Source organism: Rhodovulum sp. P5 (assembly GCF_002079305.1).
Taxonomy (GTDB): Bacteria; Pseudomonadota; Alphaproteobacteria; order Rhodobacterales; family Rhodobacteraceae; genus Rhodovulum.
In genome coordinates this window covers 3,575,160-3,589,069 of the sequence record NZ_CP015039.1, presented here as the reverse complement: position 1 = coordinate 3,589,069, position 13,910 = coordinate 3,575,160, and the positions used below count along the sequence as shown (strand labels likewise).

Below are 13,910 nucleotides of genomic sequence, written 5' to 3'. Positions count from 1 at the left end.
GCAAACGTGCCATCGGATGCGAAAGCATGGCGCATATTTGCGCACCAAATGCGCCAAAACGCATAGATTTTCAGCAGAAGAAGGGCGGATGTCCCCGCGGCACGATCATTATTCATGCCAGAAAGTCCGGAAACCCGCTCGCGCCAGCCGGCACCAAGCCAACACGGGCACCCGCCCAAAGGGTACCATGAAATGCAGTCTGAGGCGCAAGGGATGGCGCACCCGACAGGATTCGAACCTGTGGCCTCTGCCTTCGGAGCGGGTCTAATGGGCTTTCCTAAACATGCGATAGAGCCCGCTAGAGCGCTATAATCATTGAATAATCATAGACACGGCCAACCGCCGCGCCGAAAGCTCTATCCGAGAATACGCCTTGGTTTCCGGCCGCGTGGTTGCGTCCTGCTTTCGTGAAACCGGGCCCAAAAAGAGGGCTTGAGCATGCCGAAGCTCACAAAGCGATTTGTCGAAGCGGTCAAGCCGGGGCCGAAGGGCACGGCGGTCTGGGATGATGAGGTGACCGGCTTCGGGCTCCGCGTTTACCCCTCTGGGAAGCGCAGTTACATCATCCAGTACCGCGCGCGGGGACGATGCCGCCGCTACACGATCGGCCGGCATGGAATCTGGACGCCCGAGACGGCACGGCGGGAGGCGAAGGCCCTGCTCGGTAACGTCGCCCGAGGCAACGATCCGGCCGAGGAACGAGAGGAGGACCGGAGGGCGCTGACGGTCAGGCAGCTCTGCGAGCAATATATCGAGGACATGGAGGCCGGTCTGATCATGGGCAAGGGCGGCCGACCCAAGAGAGCCTCGACGATCGAGATCGACGTGGGCCGCATCCGCCGCCACATCATCCCCCTCCTCGGCACCCGCCGCGTACGCGATATCACCAAGCCGGACATGAACAATCTCATGAAGGACATCATCGCGGGCAAGACCCGCGTCGTGATGAAGACCGAGAAGCTGCGCGGCAAGGCCATCGTCCGCGGCGGTCGCGGAACGGCGATCCGCACCATGGGTCTGCTTGGCGGCATATTCTCCTATGCAGTGGAAGCCGGCGTGATCGATCACAACCCGACCCACGGATTGCGCAAGCCGAAATACCAGGTGCGCGATCGGAGGCTGAGTGAAGCGGAATACCGGATCCTGGGCGGCATCCTGCGACGGGCGCAGAAGAGCGACCACTATCGCCTGCATGCCGAGATCCTCTGGATTCTTGCAGTGACCGGATGCCGGCGCGGAGAGATCATCAATCTCAGATGGAGCGAGGTCGACATCGAAGGCAGCTGCCTGCGCCTGATCGACAGCAAGGAAGGCGCATCCGTGCGGCCGATCGGCCTTCCGGTGATCGAGTACCTGGAAAGCAAGCGGTCTAAGCGGACCGGCACCTATGTCTTTCCCGGCCAGGGCATCGACAACGCGGTGGGCAACTTTCCACAAAGCTGGAAGAAGCTGCTGAGGGACACGCCGCTCTGGGATGTGACACCGCATGTACTGCGACACAGCTTCGCCAGCATCGCGAACGATCTGGGCTTCACCGAGATCACAATCGCTGCCCTGATCGGCCACGCGAAAGGCTCCGTGACCAGCCGCTACGTGCACACGCTCGACTCGACGCTGATCATGGCGGCAGACACGGTGGCGGGATATCTGAAGGCCTTGCTGGAGGGCGTCGAGTTCCGGCGGAACACGTACACGCTAGACCGGGAGTCGCGAAAGTCAGCCATCGAGCACATGCTGATCGAGTCGCGGCCTGCGCCTAAGCCAAAGCTGCTAGAGTATCGTGACTCGGGTAGTTGATACTGCGCAAATGAAACCGAGCAAATCGCAACCAACCTTAGTTGCGGGGGCTCGCAACTAAGGTTGGTGGAGAGCGCGGTCCCGCAGCTTGCGGCGTAGGATGGGCAGGCGTGGCGTAGAGAGGTCAAGGTCGCGCGATTTCAGCCTTCTCGACAACAGAGAAGCGCGCCGATACGCCTTTTACAGGCGATCCGAACATGAAACTCCCCAACCGCCTCAGGCAGTTTGGGTTTCAACCCTATCCTCCATCGGTGACGATTTCGACGCAAGCTTCCGTCGCTTCACATCGACCAATACTGAGGGTTGGCTTCGTCGATGGGCCGCCATACGTCTGCTGATCCACTTGGACAATTGCGAAGTCGATCCAACACCTCGAGGATTTCGGTATCGAGCGGGAGGTGACGGGAAAGCAGCGCGGCAGAATGTATGTTTGCAGCGACTACCTCGACATTCTAAGTTGAGGGACGGACCCACTTTGACGGAGATGTTGCGTCGGTTGATGGCATGGGCAACGCATCGGTCATCTGCACTTCTGGGTAGAAAGAACCTGATGGGATATGGCTTCTATCGACCACAGAGCTCGGATCGCCGGAGGCCTTGTATTTGACCTCGGCAGCGCAGAAACGAGCCAACGTGCTGGATCCAGCCCAGCTCGTTCGTATCGAAGCCGTTCATCGCGGATTCCTGTTTCAACATCTTTACACAGTGCAGTGCCTCTTATCGGCAGCGTCGTTGTCGATTCAGCGGGTCGAGGTTGAGAACGACGAAGATGTCGAGGTGCAACTGGATGGGCGCTGCATCTACATCCAGGTGAAGCACCGGAAAGGACCGCTCGCATGGAACGATATTGAGGAAGCCCTGACGCGCTTTGGCGAATTGCGCTTGGCTCACGAAAGGGGAGAGCGCGACGGAGACGCCGCGTTCCTCATCGTGAGCAACGCGGCGCCGAACGGCCCTCTCGCCGCAAAGCTCGCCGCGGCCGACTGGCCGGCCGATGTGCGGATTGATTGGCCAGCGGCCGATCCCGACGGCCGTATCCTTCCGGCTCCCCAAGCATCGCTTCTCGAAGCGGCTGAAGCGGCCTACCAGATGGCGGAAGGACTGCCGTTCGCAACGCTCGCTCCGGAAACGCTCGTTTGGAAGCTGGCGGGTCTCGTATCCCTTGCGGCTACCGGCGAAGACGCGGTCCTTGATCATGCCTTTCAGGTCGGAGAGCTTCCTAGCCTGTTCGAGCAAATGGTTCTGCAGTTACAGGACCTGCCCCTACCTCCGTCTCCCTACCGGGTTCAGGAACACGAACCAGAACTGCTGACAGGAGAGAGGGTCCGACTAATCGTCGGCTATTCGGGGGCCGGCAAGACTTCATGGCTGGCTCAGTCAGCGCAGCATGCTCCGGAAACGTTGGTCTACCTAGACGTCGCGGAAATACCTGGTTCCGCCCTCGCCAATGCGGTCGCACGTGAGGTCGCAGGTCGCATGTTCGAAACAGGTTACCGCCTTGGAGAGATTTTCCTACCCGGTGCGTCCGGGCGAGAGATCTTCCGGGTTTTGTCTCGGCGTCTGGCCGATCAGGGTAAAGCCGTCACGGTCGCCCTCGACAATGTTCACCAGTTGCTGGCGGATGATCTGGTTGGCGTCATCGAAGCCGGCCGGGAAATGCGCTTTGTGCTTCTGGGACGTCCCGAAGGAGAAGTCTCCACCCTCGAGGCTGTTCTCGGAGTTGCGCGCGAGTCCCTGTTGGGATGGGCCCCCGATACGGTCGCGGCCGCTGCCCACGATGAAGGTTGCCACGGTGATGCCGCGGATTGCCAGCGGCTAATCGATCTCACCGGCGGCCTACCTCTCTTCGTTCTCAACGCCATCTCGGTTGCAAAATCGGACTACGATGGTTCTTTGAGGCGGCTGTGTGCGGATCTCTCACGTTCAGCACACACCAGGGAGATCGCCCAAGACCTCATTCTCGGACGGATCTTCGATCGTCTACCCGTGGCAGTGGCTGGCGTGGCCGAGCTGCTCAGCCTATGCGATGCGCCTCTCACACGCGAGGAAGTGCGCTCCTATCTTGCTGCAGCGGGAGATGCCAATCCGGCAGTCTTCGACGCCGCTCTCCGACACTTGATTGGTCACGGATTGCTCCAGGTCTTTGCTGACGACCGGATCGAGCTCCACGATGCAGCACGTGTCGTAGGCAAGGGACGGCTGCTTCTCCGTGGCGCTGAGAGCATGAAAGCGCGAAAGGAGGAGCTGCGAACTGTAGTTCAGCAGAGCCTCCTGGAGAGCTGGCACCCGACAAAGCTATCCCTTTTTCTCCGGCTCACCGGTGAGGTTGGGCGCCTAGATATTCTGGTCGAGATGGGGACCGACGAGCTCTTTCACGAAATGGGTGTTTGGCCCGAAGTCGAAGCTTTTCTCGTCCGCGGTGCACAGGACGACACTATTCCTCCCGATCAGCAGATAAAGGCGCTCGATGCACTGGCTTTCGCTGACATCAGAGCTGGTTCCGACCGGGCCGCATCCTGGCTCGACCGAATGGACGCTCTGATCAATGCACACGATCTGGGAGCTGAGGAACGGCTTCGCGTGGGCATGAAGAGGATGAGCTTCCTAGCCAGCAACGGTCACAGGCAAGGCGCGATGCGTCTGATCTCGGAGCTCACGCCCATCGTCGAAGTTCTTCCTCCGAGTCACCAGCGTGTATTTCGCTACAATGTCGCGTGCGCCGAACTAGCTCTCGGCGATCCAGATGCGGCGTCCAAACGGGTGCAGCCGGTCATTCAAGAATACTACCAGCTGATTGGCCTGACTCCGGCAAAAGTGATCGGAAATAATGCCCCTGAATTAGCGCTCATGATGAAAGAGGGAACCGATGTCGACGACATTAAGCACCTTGCTGACTCTCTCGACGTCCTCGCCAAAGCCAGTGACGCAATGGGGAGAACCTCACCGTTTGCCCGCATTCATGCTCTGAAGTTCTACGATTTGGCGCGTGCTCCGGAATCCCTGTTCCGTGTGGGGCAGGATCTTGTCGATCAGTTCATCAGCATGCGCGACTTCGACGGGGCGCTGCAAATCATGGACACCATTATCCTGCCTCAACTCCGGCAGTGGAAGCCCGCCGACTACATGATCACGGTGCGCTCTCAGTACGCGGTCGTGCTCGCCTGCTGCAAACGCTTCTCCGATGCTGAAGCCGAAATGGCCCGTCTGGAGCCCTATAAGGCCGGCCTTCCCCCCTTGGTACAGAAGGAACTCGAGAACCAGCGGGAGCTGATCGCCCAGCTTCGGAGGTACGGCCCACCTCCGCAGCGGATGCCTCCTGCAAGCACACATGACAACGTCGCGAAGCATCTAGGTGGAGTAGAGCCCATCACAACGACGTCCATGCGTTCCAGTGGACGAAAAATTGGACGGAATGAGCGTTGCCCCTGTGGATCAGGAAAGAAGTTTAAGAAATGCCACGGTCGGAATCATTGAACTCAACCTCACTGCGGCATAGGGAACCGGCCGCTCCAGCGCCTCCGGCCTGCCGATCGTAACATTTTGGCCGAGAGTGAAATTTAGGGCTTCGTCAGAAGTCCGTCGCCGTAGGTCATCATCGCGAGACCGCGCGCGGGATCCAGGGCAAAGCGTTTGTCGACCGCTTGGTTCGCAGCAAAAGCCGCGTCCATCAAACGGTCGCCGTCCTCCCACCGCGCGAGAAATGCCTCGAGCCAATGAGGTGGCACTTGAGAGTCGAGCGGCCATGGCGAGGCAATCACGGCACTGCAGCCACGGTCGAGGACCTGCTTAGCGAGGCCCAGGGTGGTGTTGGCCATCGGATGTTTGTCCGCACGGCCGCCGCTACAGATGAAAAGGACCACGACGCCCACGTTCCGAACGGCCGCGGCAAGGTCCGCCGCCGAGACCTTGAGGGCTCCTTCGTCGGAGACCAACTGGAAGAAGCGTCCATCCGGGTGAATGCCACCATGCGCCGTCAGGACCGCCATAGAAGCGCCGGCGAAGCGCTCTGGCAGGACGCCACCATTATCAACCGCGAAGCCATAATCGGTGAACGGTCCATCGAGGCGCTGCGCGAGCAGCGTCAGGGTGGAGCGGCCGTCCTCGCCTTCCGCAGTCGATATCCATGCGACGCGGCGACCATCGCCTTTATGGGCGCGTTCGCGCGCCCCGTTCAGCCAGGTGAGAGATGGTACAGCGGTTACCGCAACCTTTCGGCCCAAGAACTCCGTCCCGTCATAGAGGATCGTGGGCGGGAATGCCTGAAGTTCGCTCGACGCTGCGACAATCGTCGGGCGCGCGGCTGACCATCCCAACTGCAGACGTTCCGTAGTGCGGTAGAAGAGGTTTGGGCTGTCATCAACGCCGTAGCGAAACGGGAAGGATTGTGACCAAGCCTGGAACGCGGGGCGAGAGAACTTGTCGCCATCCTCCACGATCGGCTTGCCCAGCTCGCCGTTGCTTGTAGCGAGACGGATCAATCGGCCTGTGGCATCGAAACCCAACTGCAGGACATCGAGCCCATCCGCCGAGATTGAGCGCGCGATTGCGGCTGGCTGGCCCTGCCCCTGAGGCGCTGGTGGTGCGGCCGCCTCGTCCCAGTTGGGAAGCGCTGTTCCTCGGTCTGCGAGAAGCTCAAGTACGAAGCTCGCGTCCTGAGCCACATCTAGTACTGTCTCATCCGCAAGGCTCCGCTGCGCGAGGGTGGCGATATTCCCCATGTCATAACCAACGTCCTCCGCATAACGTGCTGGAGGCATGGCTGCGACAAGACCGGCAAGTTGAGCGGGCGTCGGTACCTGCGCGGCGGTAGCTTCGATCATCGCTGCAAGTGCCCCACCTGCCGACTTGTTGAGTTCGGCGAAGACCTCATCTGCCTCGTGAGGCACCTCGACTCCCCGCACGCGCGCGTCGCGGATGAGCTGCCCCAAGACGATGCCGCTAGGCGCGGTCTCGTCACTGCGATCAAGAACAGTGTGCCCGATTGCGGTGGCCTCGGCGAGCATGGTCGCGAGTTCAGCGGGGTCATCACGGGCCCGTCGGGACAGTCGCACCTGTAGGCTCAGAAGTTCAAGCCGATGGCCATATGCCTCGGCGAGCTCCATCCGCTCCAACAGTTCGCGTCCCGTGTCGACCATGGTAAGCGCTGCGTCTAGCAGGCCGATGTCGCGAAGAAGGCGGGTCAATCCGTAGACCTCCTGCCAGAACTCCTCCTCGTCAGCGCAATTGTCCGCCGCAAAGGCACAGGCAAGCGCCACCAGCGAGGTTAAATGATCACGCGTCCGATGATAGGTGTCAGCCACGGCAAACCAGGCCAAGCGTCTGCGTCTAGGCGTCGCCACTCCCGCCTGAAGCGCTGCCTCTACAAGATCGCGGCCTGTCTGCGCAAAGTTGCTGGTCGCGATCTTGCCAGCGGCCAGCCGGTAGAGTCTGAGGTCGATGTCGGGGTCTGCGGCATGCGGCGCGATGGCAGCTGCAACTGCGAGATAGAGCTGTAGTGCGTGGATATCGCTGTCATTGGAGATCGGTGCCCGCTCGATGTAGGATGACAGAGCCGAGATCGCCTCATCGGCGCTCTCGGTAAGGAGTTCCGTGGGCAGCGCCAGCTTACCGATGATGATTGGTTGCTCGGATTGGAGCCAGTTGAGCGCGCGCTGGAGGAATGGCTTGTGCGCCAACAGCCAGTCCATGCTCGCCGAGACCTCTAGTGGGCTCTTGTCGACGGCCACGGGCCTACCTGCAAGGTCGAGGACGAGCTTGGCTATCAAAGCCAGCCCCGTCGCGCCGGCGACCTCTGGCTTGAGCACCTCAATGAGGCCGAAGCGCAGACCCGCGTTCATCGGATCGGCGGCGAGGCGCCCGATCAGCTGGGAAAGCAACTCCTTCGCTGTGTCGATACCGGCGGCAGGTTCGCCGTTTGGCCCAGCCAAGAGGAACCCGCCTTCGAGTACCTGGAGCGCGAGCCCTTCCCAACGATGAGCCTGTGCATCGGACTTGGGGATGGCGCCGATAAGCCCAAAGGCATGCACGATGAGTCCGCGCGCCAGTGCGTCCTGCACGCTCGCCAGACGGTATTCTTCCGATACCTGCGCCGTCTCGCCAGAACGGATGAGCTCGACATAGTCTGGGACACCTTTGCCAGCGAACTCCTTGGCAAGGCGCGCATGGAAGGCGGATCGCGGAGGGTCGTCGTCGCGCAGCAACTCAGCGATACCCGCGTGATCGCGGACACGAAGAAGTTGCTGACGCTGATGGCGGCGGACGCCTTGGGCATCAGGAAACCGAGCCTCGAGCCGTGCCGCGATGAGGTCCGCAAGGTCTCGGTCGCAATGCTCGAACGTGTTGAGCGCGGCTTCGAGGTCCTCACGACTCTCCAACGCATCGATGCAGGACCCAATGAGCTCGCCAGCGAGGCGCGTTGCGCCAGCATCCCCGGCGATACGGCCGAGCCGCACGCGGGTAGACGGATCAAGGTCGGGTCGCGCGAGGAGCTCGGTCCGGATCATGTTCAACGCCTCAAGGCGAAGACCCGCCTTGTGGAGCAGTTGGACCTTGAGAAATGGCTTCTGTGCCTCCGCTACGGGTGGAAGAGCGTCAACGTCGGCAAGGGCGCGGCCAGCTTGACCTCGTGCGACCCACCGCTCCCAATCATCAATGCGTTGCGTAATGACGGCCTCTGCGCTTTCGTCCGCCGTCGATCCCATTACGCCGAATGCGTCGATTGAGAGCAGGAGGTCGCCAAGCTCTGGTCGGATCGGCGAGCTCTCATTGATATCGAGGACGACGTAGAGCTTCCGCTCTAAGGCTAAGGGCGCGGCTGCAACCGCGAGCGCATGCACCTGCGGCACCCAGACGTCTTCCGGGATTAGAGGGGTCCGCGCACCAGAGGGCACGAACGGTGCGATCGTGTCGTCGCGATATCCAGCCGCTTCGACCACGATCAGTGCGGTCCTTTCAACCTGACCGGCAACCAGCTCTAGTAGGTTGGCATGACGTCCGGTTGGAGCGGCATGGACAATCAGGCGATTACGGAACCACGCCTCCTCGTCCTGACTAAGCGGCCGGCGGGCGAGCGATTCGAAGGATTGTACAAAGCTGCTCCAGACAAGACCGTCTGCCTGCGCGACATCCCCTCCAGGCGGAATCACCACAACGACGCGTTGGATCGCGCGCTCGTCGCCCTTGATCACAATGCCGGCGAGCGACGCAGCAACCATGCCGGCGCGGGCGGCGGGCGTGCTCCCGGTGATGGCAAGAATATCGCCGCCGCCGATGACGTTCGGGTTGCGGGCATAGAAATCCATGATCGCCACCAACAGATCCTGGTTACTGCTGATTGTGCGCCCGAGAGTCGCTACTTCAGCTCCCTTTGGGCCCGCTTCCAGATTCGTTTCCTCGTTATCCATGAAGAACGAATAGGCACGAAGCGGTTTATCCTCCAGCGATAATCAGTGGCCAACGGCTGGGTTCAGTGAACCGCGACGGCGCAAGAGAGGTGCGCTAGCAGGACCAAGTACTGCTTTTCGCAATGGCGCGAGGGGTTTCGGCTCCTCATGCTTCCACGCGTGTTGGAAACGCGAGCGCCGCCTCGGAGGGCCGAGCTTACGTATATGGAAACGCATAGCTATTTGGTTAGGGGGGCTCGCAACTCACGATTCCTGCGATTGGTTGAGAGCGTGGTCCCACGGATTGCGGCGTAGAATTGGCAGGCGCGGAGTGAAAAGGTGCGGGCTACGCGATTTCAGCTTTTTCGAGTGCAGAGGCGCACGCCGATACGCCCTGTGCACATGATCCGTAAACACAAATGGCTCAGACGTCTCAGACGCCTCGGGTTTCGGCACGATCCTCCATCAATCTGAGGAAACGCTCCACATGCAACCAAATCCCGGAGGCGACGCGTCCGAGATCTGACGTTCTCCACAAATAAATTGACGGATATCGCGGTGCTTCTGGCACGGAGCTGCCGGACGCCGGTTTCGACCGGGCAGACTATGCCGGAGTACCTCTTGGCAACGGTAGCTGCTCCAAGGCCCAGAAACCCGATGCTCTGACATGGCTAAACATCTTGAACACACTAAACACATTGTCTATATTAAACAACATGTGGTATAAGGACCGAGGAGAGTGCGATGGCTGAAGAGAAAGACGCGACGGAATTCACTTTGCGATTGGAGGGACTGTCAAGAGACACTCTCAGATGGCTCGCAGCCAACCCTGAGTTGGCGCAGCACGTTGTGAGCCGAGCATTGAGCGAGGCGTCAATGGTCCCTACCGTAAATCAATCTTATAGTGAGGGTCGAATGATCCTTCCTACGAATAGACGCGGGGTCCGCAAGCTCCTTGACTCCGGAAGAGATGCTGCCGATGCAAATACTCAAGGTTATGTCTCGCCAGAATTTCTAGCGTCAATCCCCAACGACTTACATCCGTTCATAGTGCCGGCTCCCGAAGTGTCGGGTATGGAAGTATTGGTGAGCGCGAGAACCGCAGCGGACCGACTAGGAGTGTCGACAGCAACCGTAACTTCTTGGATCAGCAAGAACCAGATATTGGGATTCAAGAGTGCGGGAAAGAATTACCTAGTTCCAATTGAGCAGATACGTGGACAACGTCGAATCGTGCCAGGCATCCCACGGGTCATCGAATTTTTCGCCAGCCACGAGGAAGCTTGGGATTTCTTGAATGAGCCGCTGACACACTCCGACAAGGCTCCAGAACGGCGTCCGATGGAACTCCTTTTAGAGGGCAAATTGGATTTGGTTCTTGAACTAGCCACCGCGTATATTGAAGGATACGACTGATGGCGTTCGAAGATCGCCTACAAGATCGGCTAAAGCAACGCACCCTCGCGAACGAAATTCGTATTGTCCGAACGGCGTATTCTGCAACGCCGCTTCAGAGCGTTCCTTATGAGTCAAGGTATTGTGACGGCAAAGACCCGAAGTATGCTGTGACCTACTTTGCAGATTCGCTCACAACTGCATTCGCCGAGGTCTTGGTTCGCGGCCGATATTCCGTACGCTTTGGAAGTGGAGGCGTGTATGAAAGAACTCGCAGCATTCGTTTCACAGAAATCAACTCACGCTCGGTTGTCGTTGCAAATTCGAGTGCCCACGCGCGCATGACGCTAGTAGACCTCACGGGTCCGGGGCTGGCATATCTAGGTCTTCATACAGACCTATCGCGCGCGGGATCTCACACCCGTGGACGTCGATTTTCTCGATTCATCTACGAGAACTATTCCGACGTAGACGGTTTCATCTGGGAGTCACGACATACGATTGGCGAGTGCATCTGCATATTTGACAGAGCGATCCACAAAGCTGAAAGTAGTTCAGTCACTCCACTACTAAAACATCCCGATCTACCGAGCGTGTTATCCACCCTCTCGTTCTCTATATCGGCGCCGCCGTAAGTTATTTTCTGTACTTTGAAAAGACATCGAACTCCCAATCTTCCCATGGGACCCCAATTCGCGTTTCTGTCATGCCATGGTAGCGTGAATTTAATGAGTATGGTTTCCGGGTTTCGTGCTTAAGTCTATAGGGCAGAAGTTGCGCCACGCGCATTCCCGGATACAATGGAAGCGCATGTTGACCATTGTTGAAGAGTTCCAGCACAATCACGCCTTTAGATCCGGGATGAATGAAGCCGGCAGTGGTATGTACATTTAGGCCCTCGCGCGCCCAGCTGCTGCGCCCCTCAAGCAACGCTCCAATCGAGGGCCCGAGTTCAATATGCTCTAGAGTAGATCCAAGCGCGAGTTGCCCAGGGTGCAGGAAGAACGGCTTGCCAAGATTGGCAATTCGAACCCTCTCATTATATCGTTGAGCCTCTATTCCGTTTCTGCTCGCGTCCTCACGAAACCTGAACACGTCGAAGAATGGCAGCTTATCCATACGCTTGACCGAGAACTCTGTGCCAAGCCTAAGGTCAATAGTCGGTCCCAGTTGCTCAGTCGACACCAGCGGTGTGACGACTAGATCACCACTCAAGATCGCATCAGCGATCTCCATATCCGACAAGATGGTAGGAGAAACCGGGAGAGACATAGAACGTCTACACCTCACCCCGTCCGGAAATTAGCTGTCTCATTATCATATTAGCCTCCAAGGACCGAATAATAAGATGATCTGAGTTATGTATGAAGCCGGTTGCGGCTGAGAGGAAGTCGCCCTGACCCAAATCAGAAAGAGAAAAAGATCTTGCTAGGCGATCAAGATATGAGTTTGGGTCAGTGTCGCCCCTAAACATGTCCCTTGTCTGGGTAGTTCGCGACATCTTCACTCCACCCTGAAAGAAGACAGCGGCCGTCATCATCTCGAAGAAGTCACTGGGATGCTCTGCAATCTGGGCATACTTGTCACTTATTCCATCATCCTCATTCTTACCAGCGCGTTGGATACGGCTAGCAGCAATATTTTGCCCCTGACCCACCCTTGCGTAAAGATCGGCTACACGGTCGGCACAGATTTCTGGCCGGTCCCCACAAATCTTCTTGAAGACACCGGTACCACTGATTGACGAGAAAATCTTTGCAACGTGATCCCGTGACGGCATCTCGCCAACGCCGTCTAACTCGATAATTCGCGCATCGTCGCTTCTGAACGTTCTGTCAATCAAGGACCTTGCAGATGTTATTCCAGATACACTACTTACGGCGTCTTTGGAAATTTCGGAGTTTGTTCTCATCAGGAATTTGCCTAACTCCTCAAGCCTGAGCGCTATGGGCGGGTAGTGCTCTGACGGCTTTTGGACGCTATGGGTTGTCCAAAAGAGCGCGTGCTGTGCAAGCGAAATTAGGAACATTGGTCCGAGTGCGGACGCAGCAAATAGGTCGCAGAAGATCTCCTGCGCCCATTCCCCGTAGTAGACTGAAATAGCCTTAACCTGCTCATCGGTGAGGCGAACTCCTCGATCCCTAAGCTGCTGGATTCGCTCTTTCGACAGGTTCTCTGGAATGCTCTGGAACTCACTGTCGTGATAAAGATCAAATTCTCGAAAAACAGTGTGGCCTAGTTCATGGACAATTGCAGGCCAAGCGCAGATGTCTTGTTGCTCCGTTTCGGGCAGTTTGATTATGTCCGCCTCATCCGAAAACTGCTCGAGGAAGGCTTCATCATACTCAAAAGTACCAGCCAGATATTCTGGGCTCCCAGATAGATTCCCGAAGTTGAAATTCGCAGAAGAGGTAATTGTAAGGTTCTCGAGGAGGCTTAAGTTGTAGCCCAATGCGTCACGAGAGGCTTCGGAAAGACGTTCGCTCAACTCATTCACAAAAAGATCAATCTCGGGTCTCACCCACTCCCGTGGGAAGTGTACCAGTTTCGAGTGCAAATTCACAAATCTAGAAACGTCTGAACGGCATGACTGCGCTGCCATACGCGTCTCATCGGGAGAAAGAGTTTCAGGTAGGTGTGTTATCGCTAAGTTGAGCTTCCGGCGAAAGTCTGCGACTTGGTAGTGAGTGGTGTCTCGGAGCGCTTTAAGAGCGGGCGCCTCGCCCGATTCGTACTGGGGCGCGCTTGCAGTGATTGACTTAAGCACTTGAGAAAGACGCAAAGACTTTTCAAGAAGTTGCGCTCTCCATTGTACAATAAACTCCCTCTCGGAAATCATCAAAATACGCCAATTTCTATATTCTGTACTCCGAAAGGAATTCACTGTAGCGTGATAGTGCCCCCATCAGCTTCGATCTCTCCGGCTTGTCAGAACTAAGGTCTTCCTTAATGAAGTCGGTGAGCAAGTCGGTCGCTTCTTCATGAAACGGCTTCACGGCGTCGCTGAACGGCCCAAGAGTACTCGCCTTCCCGTTCCGTACAAGCCGACGGAGAGTTGAATTCGCAGGCAAAACATTTTGTTCTTGAAAATTTCCTGATACATCGGAAACAACTTGTGTCGACTCTTCAATTATTTGCTCCGCACGATTGCGTAGGAGTATTTTGAGGTCCTTGTCAGGACTGGTGGGCATGCAAAGCACCTCCCATCCGAAGTCGGCAAGCTTCGAAGACAAGGTCTCGTGCATGCTAAATCACCCTTGATCATTTACGTCTCTAACACTCCAGACTGCCATTAGCATCTGTGGATGGTCAAGTCATTAAGAGAGCGGTCCCTCA

At 57.7% G+C, this 13,910-nt stretch carries 8 protein-coding genes; 4 read left to right on the top strand and 4 right to left on the bottom strand.

The window, feature by feature from the left end:
• Window positions 1–438: 438 nt before the first annotated feature.
• A complete protein-coding gene (locus RGUI_RS17050) occupies window positions 439–1,797 on the top strand; it encodes a site-specific integrase (protein WP_081535137.1) in 1,359 nt (452 codons plus the stop codon).
• 603 nt (window positions 1,798–2,400) lie between these two features.
• Entirely contained in the window at window positions 2,401–5,271 is a 2,871-nt protein-coding gene (locus RGUI_RS17045; RefSeq protein ID WP_156883016.1) for a YecA family protein, read from the top strand.
• 83 nt (window positions 5,272–5,354) lie between these two features.
• Here the strand turns inward: RGUI_RS17045 and RGUI_RS17040 are convergent, their stop codons facing one another.
• On the bottom strand, window positions 5,355–9,200 hold the full coding sequence (locus tag RGUI_RS17040) for a hypothetical protein (RefSeq protein ID WP_081535133.1): 3,846 nt from the start codon (window positions 9,198–9,200) through the stop codon (window positions 5,355–5,357).
• Between the two features lie 723 nt (window positions 9,201–9,923).
• Here RGUI_RS17040 and RGUI_RS21550 point away from each other — a divergent pair.
• Window positions 9,924–10,595 (top strand): hypothetical protein, encoded by a 672-nt coding sequence (locus RGUI_RS21550; RefSeq protein WP_156883015.1) that lies wholly within the window; start codon window positions 9,924–9,926, stop codon window positions 10,593–10,595.
• A complete protein-coding gene (locus RGUI_RS22550) occupies window positions 10,595–11,209 on the top strand; it encodes an RES family NAD+ phosphorylase (protein WP_081535131.1) in 615 nt (204 codons plus the stop codon). The genes RGUI_RS21550 and RGUI_RS22550 overlap by 1 nt, the downstream gene beginning before the upstream one ends.
• 1 nt (window position 11,210) lies before the next feature.
• On the opposite strand, the gene dcd is transcribed toward RGUI_RS22550, so the two are convergent.
• The 3 genes from dcd to RGUI_RS17020 all read right to left on the bottom strand — a co-directional run bounded on the left by dcd (window position 11,211) and on the right by RGUI_RS17020 (window position 13,819).
• Window positions 11,211–11,810, bottom strand: a complete 600-nt coding sequence (dcd, locus tag RGUI_RS17030; RefSeq protein ID WP_172841178.1) for a dCTP deaminase — start codon at window positions 11,808–11,810, stop codon at window positions 11,211–11,213.
• 43 nt (window positions 11,811–11,853) lie between these two features.
• Window positions 11,854–13,095 (bottom strand): hypothetical protein, encoded by a 1,242-nt coding sequence (locus RGUI_RS17025; protein ID WP_156883014.1) that lies wholly within the window; start codon window positions 13,093–13,095, stop codon window positions 11,854–11,856.
• A 334-nt stretch (window positions 13,096–13,429) separates the two neighbouring features.
• A complete protein-coding gene (locus RGUI_RS17020) occupies window positions 13,430–13,819 on the bottom strand; it encodes a hypothetical protein (RefSeq protein WP_081535125.1) in 390 nt (129 codons plus the stop codon).
• Window positions 13,820–13,910 lie beyond the last annotated feature (91 nt).

What these genes read in the sequence shown, in the direction of transcription:
- RGUI_RS17040 (WP_081535133.1), bottom strand. Translation starts at nt 9,200, where the DNA reads ATGGATAACGAGGAAACGAATCTGGAAGCGGGCCCAAAGGGAGCTGAA.
- dcd (WP_172841178.1), bottom strand. Translation starts at nt 11,810, where the DNA reads ATGGAGATCGCTGATGCGATCTTGAGTGGTGATCTAGTCGTCACACCG.
- RGUI_RS17050 (WP_081535137.1), top strand. Translation starts at nt 439, where the DNA reads ATGCCGAAGCTCACAAAGCGATTTGTCGAAGCGGTCAAGCCGGGGCCG.
- RGUI_RS21550 (WP_156883015.1), top strand. Translation starts at nt 9,924, where the DNA reads ATGGCTGAAGAGAAAGACGCGACGGAATTCACTTTGCGATTGGAGGGA.
- RGUI_RS17020 (WP_081535125.1), bottom strand. Translation starts at nt 13,819, where the DNA reads ATGCACGAGACCTTGTCTTCGAAGCTTGCCGACTTCGGATGGGAGGTG.
- RGUI_RS22550 (WP_081535131.1), top strand. Translation starts at nt 10,595, where the DNA reads ATGGCGTTCGAAGATCGCCTACAAGATCGGCTAAAGCAACGCACCCTC.